At 72.3% G+C, this 6,099-nt stretch carries 7 protein-coding genes; all 7 read right to left on the bottom strand.

The genetic code is table 11. The features are described 5' to 3' along the window. The coding region (locus tag E1286_RS45400; RefSeq protein WP_132623348.1) for a HAMP domain-containing sensor histidine kinase at window positions 1-1,108 on the bottom strand (1,108 nt) is incomplete at its 3' end. After that, entirely contained in the window at window positions 1,105-1,770 is a 666-nt protein-coding gene (locus E1286_RS45395; RefSeq protein ID WP_132623346.1) for a response regulator transcription factor, read from the bottom strand. The genes E1286_RS45400 and E1286_RS45395, both read right to left, overlap by 4 nt. A 10-nt stretch (window positions 1,771-1,780) precedes the next feature. Then, a complete protein-coding gene (locus tag E1286_RS45390) occupies window positions 1,781-2,680 on the bottom strand; it encodes a S1C family serine protease (protein WP_246075703.1) in 900 nt (299 codons plus the stop codon). Beyond that, window positions 2,677-3,621, bottom strand: coding sequence for a VWA domain-containing protein (locus tag E1286_RS45385; protein WP_132623342.1), 945 nt, complete (start codon window positions 3,619-3,621; stop codon window positions 2,677-2,679). Before E1286_RS45385 ends, E1286_RS45390 begins: the two co-directional genes overlap by 4 nt. Then, window positions 3,618-4,718 (bottom strand): DUF58 domain-containing protein, encoded by a 1,101-nt coding sequence (locus E1286_RS45380; protein WP_132623340.1) that lies wholly within the window; start codon window positions 4,716-4,718, stop codon window positions 3,618-3,620. The genes E1286_RS45385 and E1286_RS45380 overlap by 4 nt, the downstream gene beginning before the upstream one ends. After that, the gene (locus E1286_RS45375; RefSeq protein WP_132623338.1) at window positions 4,715-5,710 is read right to left on the bottom strand and encodes an AAA family ATPase; all 996 of its coding nucleotides are present in this window, start codon (window positions 5,708-5,710) and stop codon (window positions 4,715-4,717) included. Before E1286_RS45375 ends, E1286_RS45380 begins: the two co-directional genes overlap by 4 nt. Beyond that, complete coding sequence (locus tag E1286_RS48655) at window positions 5,707-5,853, bottom strand: hypothetical protein (RefSeq protein WP_165970232.1); 147 nt, start codon at window positions 5,851-5,853, stop codon at window positions 5,707-5,709. The genes E1286_RS45375 and E1286_RS48655 overlap by 4 nt, the downstream gene beginning before the upstream one ends. Window positions 5,854-6,099: the final 246 nt, after the last annotated feature.

Genomic DNA, 6,099 nt, shown 5'->3' with positions numbered 1-6,099 from the left:
GGATGAAGGTGGCACCCTGGCCGAGGCGGGAGAAGACGGCGACGCGGCCCCCGTGCGACTCCACGATCTGGCGGACGATCGCCAGGCCGAGGCCCGTGTGGCGGTCCCGGCGGCTGGCCTCGCCGCGCCAGAAGCGGTCGAACACCCGTGCCTGGTCGGCCTCCCGTATCCCCGGGCCGTCGTCGCGGACGGCCGCCCACAGCCACCCCGAGTCACGGCCGGCCGCCACCCGGATCCTGCCGCCGGGCGGCGAGAGGCGTACGGCGTTGGACAGCAGGTTGGACACGGAGCGGCGCAGGGCGTCGGAGTCGCCGGTGGTTTCCAACCCCGGGGACAGGTCGCGGGTGATCGTCAGGTCACGGGCGGCGGCCGGGGCCGCGTACTCCTCGCACGCCTCCCCCACCACCCGGGCCAGGTCGACGTCGGCGTCGGCGAACGCGGTGCCCTGCCGCCTGGCGGTGGCCAGCAGGTCCTCCACCAGCCGGGTCATGCGGGTGGTGGCCCGGTCCACGATGGCCACGGCCCTGACCCGCTCCTCCTCGCTGGCGTCGGGGGCGGCCAGGACGGCGTCCACGTTCGCCCGGATGATCGTCAGCGGGCTGCGCAGCTCGTGCGAGGCGTCGTCGATGAGCTGGCGCTGCGCCCGGAACGCCTCTTCCAGCCGGTCGAGCATGGTGTCGATGGTGTCGGCCAGGTCCTTGAGCTCGTCGCGGGGCCCGTTCAGCTTGATGCGCCGTTTGAGGTCGGTGGCCTGGATCTCCTCGGCCGTCCGCGTGATGGACCGGACCGGGCGCAGCACCCGACCGGCCAGCACCCAGCCGATGCCGAGGCTGGCGACGTAGAGGCCGGCGAGCGTGAGCAGCGAGTAGTCGCGCAGCGTGGCCAGGGTCTGGACGTTGACCGCGTTCTCGACCTCCTCGACGAACACCACCTCCTGCTTGCCGACGTACCGGTCCCCCGCGTACGCCTTGGCGTACTGCGTCGTGTACGGCCGCTGGTCGGTGCTCTTGGACACCGCGAAGTAGATGCCGCCGAGCACGACCGTGGCCAGCACGAACAGCAGGCCCGAGTAGAGCACCGTGAGCCGGAAGCGGATGGTGTGGATCACGAGGGCTCCTTCAGCCGGTAGCCGCGGCTGATCACGGTCTCGATGAGCCCGTCCTCCTGGAGTTTGCGGCGCAGGTTGCCGACGGTCACGCGGACGGTGCTGGTGAAGGGGTCGGTGTGCTCGTCCCAGACGTGTTCGAGCAGCTCCTCGGTGGACACGACGTGCCCGGGGCGGGTCATCAGGTAGTGCAGCACGCCGTACTCCTTGGGAGTGAGGGCCAGCGCCCGGCCGTCGAGCGACACCTCCAGGCGGGCGGTGTCGATGCGCAGACCGCCCACCTGAAGCACCGAGGTGCCGCCGCCGCCGTCCCTGCGCAGCAGCGCCCGCACCCTGGCCAGCAGCTCGGGGAACGCGAACGGCTTGACCAGGTAGTCGTCCGCCCCCTCGTCGAGCCCGCGTACGCGGTCGTCGAGCCGGTCCCGGGCGGTCACCATGATGATCCGCACGCCCTGGCCCGCGCTCCGGACGGTCCGGCACAGCTGGAAGCCGTCGCCGCCGGGCAGGTTCAGGTCGAGCAGCACCAGGTCGTACGTGTTGACCTGCAGCTTCTCGTGGGCGGACGGCGCGTCGTAGGCGACGTCCACCGCGTATCCCGCCCGGACCAGGCCGACCCGCATCGCGTCGACCAGGTCCTCCTCGTCCTCCACCACAAGCAGTCGCATGCCAAGGACCCTAGTTTCGGATGATTCGTTCTGCGATGGGCGCGGCCCTGTCGATCGGGATGGCGAAGCCGATGCCGATGTTGCCGCCGCCTCGGCCGGCCGCGATCGCGGTGTTCACCCCGACGACCTCGCCGCGGGCGTTCACCAGCGGTCCGCCCGAGTTGCCGGGGTTGATGGAGGCGTCCGTCTGCACGGCGGTCCGCTGGGAGCCGCCGAGGCGTACCTCCCGGTCCGTGGCGCTGACGATGCCGGCGGTGACCGTGCCGGACAGGCCCAGTGGCGAGCCGATGGCGAGCACCTGGTCGCCGACGGACAGGTCCGCGGACCTGCCGAGGGTGGCGGGCGTGAGGTTCATCAGGTAGTCGACCTCCAGCACCGCCAGGTCCTCGTCGGTGTCCATGCCGACGACGCGGGCGGTCAGCCGGCTGCCGTCGTTCAGCGTCACGCTCACCTGGCTGCTGCCCATGACGACGTGGGCGTTGGTGAGGATGTGTCCGCGGTCGTCCACCACGAACCCGGAGCCGCCCCCGCCACGCGTCTCGATCGACACGACGCTCGGCAGCACGCGGGCAGCCGTCGCGCTCAGGCCGGTGAGGCTCGCCGACGACGCGGGCGGCACCTGGGGCAGGGCGGCGACCGGGCTCGGCCCTTCGGAGAGCCGGGCCCCCGCCACGCCGGCCACCGTCCCGGTGACCGCCGCGACGAGCGCGGCGGCCACCAGGAGGCGGCCCCTGGGAGAGGTCTTCGGCGGCTTCGGCGGGTCCTCCCTCGACGGCACGTACGCCCGGTGCGCCCCCGCGGGCTCGGCGGCGACACGCGCGCCCGGCGCGTGGAAGGGGACGGTCTCCTGCCGAACCCCCAGCGGCGGGGTGTGGAACTCCGGCCCCCGCGGCCGCCCCAGCCCTCTCACGGGAGCCTCGAGAACCAGAGCATCGACGTGACCGCCGCGATCATCGCCAGGACCAGTCCAGCGCCCACGAACCACTGCCATACCTCCTGACGTTCGGTGCGGTAGCCGACGGAGGTGCCGATGTCGTCGTAGACCGCCTGCAGCTCGTCGCCGCTGGCCGCCTCGTAGAAGCCGCCACCCGCCGTCTGGGCGAGACCGCGCAGGGCGGGCCCGTCCACCGGCACCGGGACCTCGTTGCCCGACAGGTTGATGACGCCTTCAGGGGTGCCGTACGCGATCGTGGTGACCGGGACGCCGCGGGACGCCGCCTCGGCCGCCGCTTCGCTGACCATGCGGCCGGTCGTGTTGGAGCCGTCCGACAGCAGCACGATGTGCGCGGGCGGGGCCTGCTCCCCCGTGTCGAGCGAGGCGATGGCCTCCAGCGAGGTGAAGACGGCCTCGCCGATGGCGGTGCCGGAGTCTGTGGTGAGCCGGTCGAGCGCGTCCAGCACCGCCTGCCGGTCCAGGGTCGGCGGCACGGCTACCGAGGCGCTCCCGGAGAAGGACACGAGCCCGAGGTTGAACCGCTCGGGCAGCCCCTGGACGAACTGCCTGGCCGCCTGCTTGGCCACCTGGAACCGGTTCGGCGCGACGTCGGTGGCGTCCATGGACGCGGACACGTCGAACGCCACCATGATCGTCGCTCGCTCGCGCGGCACCTGCACCTCGGCCGTCGGCCGGGCGAAGCCGACCACGAGCAGCGCGAACATGAGCAGCAGCGCCGCCGCCGGCACGTGCCTGCGCCACCCGGGCTGCCGCGGCGCCACCTTGTCGAGCAGGTCGAGGTTGGTGAAGCGGACAGCGTAGGCGGTCCTGCTGCGCAGGGCCATGAGCACGTACGCGACGGCCAGCAGCGCCACGGGGATGAGCAGCAGCAGCCAGACGGGCGCCATGAGCGTCACGCCGCGTCACCTCCCCTGCCCGGCGGCCGCCCAGGGCGCCCACTCGGACGCCCAGCCAGTCCGGCCGGGCCGTGCGACGGTCCACCGGCGGGACCGTGTGGTGAACCACCCGAAGGGCCACCCGACGGGCCACCCGACGAGCCGCTGGGCAGGCTGCCCTGGGGCCCGGAGCGGGGTGGAGTCGAGGCAGGACTGGCGGCCAGGGTGGCGAGCCGGCGCTGGCGCATGACATGTCTGACCAGATCGCGCACCCAGTCCCGGTCCGTGCGCAGGCGCAGGTGGGTGACCCCGGCCCGGCGCAGCGCCTGGCCGATCGTCTCGCGCTGCGCGGCCGCCGCCTCGGCGTAGCGGCGGCGCAGCCGGGCGTTGCCGGTGGCGACCTCGCGCCGCCGGCCCGTCTCCGGGTCGATCAGCGTGAGGATCCCCACGTCCGGCAGGGTCAGCTCGCGCGGATCGACCACCTCGACCGCCAGCACCTGGTGGCGGGCGGTGAGCTTGCGCAGCGCCAGCTCCCAGGTCTCCGGCTCGTCGAGGAAGTCCGACACGACCAGGACCAGGCCGCGCCGCCGTACGACCCGGCTCAGCTGCTCGGCCGCGACGCCGAGCAGCGGCTCGGCCACCCCCGGCGGGGTGCGCGGCAGCCCGAACGCCGCCTGCAGCAGCGCCATCAGGTGCGGCCGGCCCGTCCGGGCGGGCAGCGTCCTGACGCCGCCGCCGTGCAGCAGGTGGGCGCCGATCCGGTTGCCGGTGCGCTGGGTGAGGAAGCCGACCGCGGCCATGGCCGCGAGGGCCAGCTCCCGCTTCTCCATCGCCGCGGTGCCGAAGTCCATGCTGGCGGTGGCGTCGAGCAGCGCCCAGATCTCCAGTTCCCGGTCGGCGACCATGTCGCGCACGTGGGGCTCGTTCGTGCGGGCGGTGACGTTCCAGTCCATCCGCCGCACGTCGTCCCCCGGCTGGTACGCCCGTGACTCCGCCGGTTCGCTCCCGGGACCTGGCACCAGGCCGAGATGTTCGCCCTGGAGCAGTCCATCCAATCTCCTCGTGATCGTCAGCTCGAGCCGCCGCAGAGCGGGCTCGGCCATCAGGTACGACCTCATGCCACGATCTCCTGACGCCGGATCTCCTGCTGCGGGGCGATGACCGGCAGCGGTACGGCGTTCAGCACCCGGTCCACGACGTGCCGGGGCGTGATCCCGTCGGCCAGCGCGTCGAACGACAGCACCAGCCGGTGGGCCATCACGTCGTGGGCCAGGTCCCGGACGTCCTCGGGCAGCACGTAGTCGCGGCCCCGCATGAGGGCCAGCGCCCGGCCGGCCGCGAGCAGGCCGAGCGTGGCGCGGGGGCTGGCGCCGAAGGCCAGCAGCCGCCGTACGTCGGGCACGCCGTAGCGTTCCGGGTCGCGGGTGGCGTACACCAGGCGGACGGCGTATTCGGCGACCGCGTGGTGCACGAAGATCTCCTCGGCCCGGCGCTGAAGCATGACGACCTGCGCCGGGTCGAGGATGCTCTGGGGCTGAGGCGGGTCGACGCTCATGCGGTAGACGATCGCCAGCTCCTCCGATTCGCTGGGATAGTCCACGTCGATCTTCATGAGGAAGCGGTCCCGCTGTGCCTCGGGCAGGTGGTAGACGCCTTCCGACTCGATCGGGTTCTGCGTGGCCAGCACCAGGAACGGCCGCGGCACGTCGTGGGTGACGCCGCCGATGCTGACCTGCCGCTCGGCCATGATCTCCAGCAGGGCGGACTGCACCTTCGCGGGCGCCCGGTTGATCTCGTCGGCGAGCAGCAGGTTGACCATGACCGGCCCGAGCTCGACGTCGAACGTCTCGGTCGAGGGCCGGTAGATCCTGGTGCCGACGATGTCGGCGGGCACCAGGTCCGGCGTGAACTGGATGCGGGCGAACGTGCCGCCGACCACCGTGGCCAGGGTCTCGGCGGCCAGGGTCTTGGCGATGCCGGGCACGCCTTCGAGCAGGCAGTGTCCCTTGGCGACCACCGCCACGAGCAGCCGTTCGACCATGCGATCCTGTCCGACGATCACTCGCTTGACCTCGAACAGGGCCCGTTCGAGCAGTGCCGGGTCGGTCATGGCTGCACGTCCTTCTGGGGGCAGTCGTCCACGACCACCCGTAGCTCCAGGGCGGTCGGCTGGGGATCGGCGTACGCGGCACCGCCTGTCATGAGCAGCGCGCCGGCGGCCAGCAGACCTAGAGCGAAACGCGATCTACGCATGGATTCCTCGTCCCTCGTATCGGCTTAGAAGGAATTTCAGCAAGAGACTGCGAAAACCCGCGTAACCGCCGTCTTTACACGGTTTTTCGGTGAATGGGGTTAGACCTCCGACATGACGCCCATCCAGCGCCATCTCGCCGAAGAGGTCGCCCTCGACCACCTGGACGGCCTGATCTCCCGCCGCGAGGCCCTGCGACGGCTCGGTCTGCTCGGGCTCGGGCTGCCCGCGGCCGCCGCCCTGCTCAC

Origin of the sequence: Nonomuraea terrae (assembly GCF_004348995.1) — a bacterium.
Classification (GTDB): Bacteria; Actinomycetota; Actinomycetes; order Streptosporangiales; family Streptosporangiaceae; genus Nonomuraea; species Nonomuraea terrae.
The sequence above is the reverse complement of the archived record's forward strand: the minus strand, read 5'-3'. Positions and strand labels throughout refer to the sequence as shown.